At 43.9% G+C, this 1676-nt stretch carries 1 protein-coding gene; it reads left to right on the top strand.

Annotated elements, in window-relative coordinates:
- Window positions 1–1676 (top strand): hypothetical protein (locus tag BXY64_RS21265; RefSeq protein WP_211334378.1); only part of this gene is annotated, 1676 nt, incomplete at both ends.

The raw sequence follows: 1676 nt of genomic DNA on the forward strand, positions 1-1676 counted from the left end.
ACAGACGCCAATGGCTGTTCAGCAACGGATGATGTGAATGTAAGTGTTCATCCTAATCCTGTTGTGGATCTTGGAACAGACCAGGAAACCTGTGCTGGTGGAACCATTACTTTGGATGCCGGCAATGCAGGAGCTACCTATTTGTGGTCAAATGGTGCAACGACTCAGACCATCACAGTAAATACAAGCGGTAATTATTCAGTAGTGGTAACAGACGCTAATGGCTGTTCAGCTACGGATGATGTGAATGTCACGGTTCATCCAAATCCGGTTGTGGCTCTTGGTTTAGACCAGGAAACCTGTGCTGGTGGAACCATTACTTTGGATGCCGGCAATGCAGGCGCTACTTATTTGTGGTCAAATGGAGCGACAACTCAAACCATTACAGTATCAACATCAGGAAACTATTCAGTAGTTGTAACCGATGGCAATGGCTGTTCATCGACTGATGATGTGAATGTAACAGTTCATCCAAATCCGGTTGTGGCTCTTGGATTAGACCAGGAAACCTGTGATGGAAATATTATCACCTTAGATGCCGGCAATTCAGGCGCTACCTATCTGTGGTCAAATGGATCAACGACACAAACCATTACAGTATCAACATCAGGAAATTATTCAGTAGTTGTAACCGATGGCAATGGCTGTTCAGCAACGGATGATGTGAATGTAACAGTTCATCCAAATCCTGTTGTAGATCTTGGATTAGATCAGGAGACCTGTGATGGAAATACTATCACCTTAGATGCCGGCAATGCAGGAGCTACCTATTTGTGGTCAAATGGTGCAACCACTCAGACCATCACAGTAAATACAAGCGGTAATTATTCAGTAGTGGTAACAGACGCCAATGGCTGTTCAGCAACGGATGATGTGAATGTAAGTGTTCATCCTAATCCTGTTGTGGATCTTGGAACAGACCAGGAAACCTGTGCTGGTGGAACCATTACTTTGGATGCCGGCAATGCAGGAGCAACCTATCTATGGTCAAATGGAGCGACAACTCAAACCATCACAGTATCAACATCAGGAAACTATTCAGTAGTTGTAACCGATGGCAATGGCTGTTCATCGACTGATGATGTGAATGTAACAGTTCATCCAAATCTTGTTGTAGATCTTGGATTAGACCAGGAAACCTGTGATGGAAATACTATCACCTTAGATGCCGGCAATGCAGGAGCAACCTATCTATGGTCAAATGGAGCGACAACTCAAACCATCACAGTATCAACATCAGGAAATTATTCAGTAGTTGTAACCGATGGTAATGGCTGTTCATCGACTGATGATGTGAATGTAAGTGTTCATCCAAATCCTGTTGTAGATCTTGGAACAGACCAGGAGACCTGTGATGGAAATACTATCACCTTAGATGCCGGCAATGCAGGAGCAACCTATCTATGGTCAAATGGAGCGACAACTCAAACCATCACAGTATCAACATCAGGAAATTATTCAGTAGTTGTAACCGATGGCAATGGCTGTTCATCGACTGATGATGTGAATGTAACAGTTCATCCTAATCCTGTTGTGGATCTTGGAACAGACCAGGAAACCTGTGCTGGTGGAACCATTACTTTGGATGCCGGCAATGCAGGAGCTACCTATTTATGGTCAAATGGTGCAACGACTCAGACCATCACAGTAAATACAAGCGGTAATTATTCAGTAGT

The sequence above is a fragment of the Marinifilum flexuosum genome, from assembly GCF_003610555.1.
GTDB classification, from domain to species: domain Bacteria; phylum Bacteroidota; class Bacteroidia; order Bacteroidales; family Marinifilaceae; genus Marinifilum; species Marinifilum flexuosum.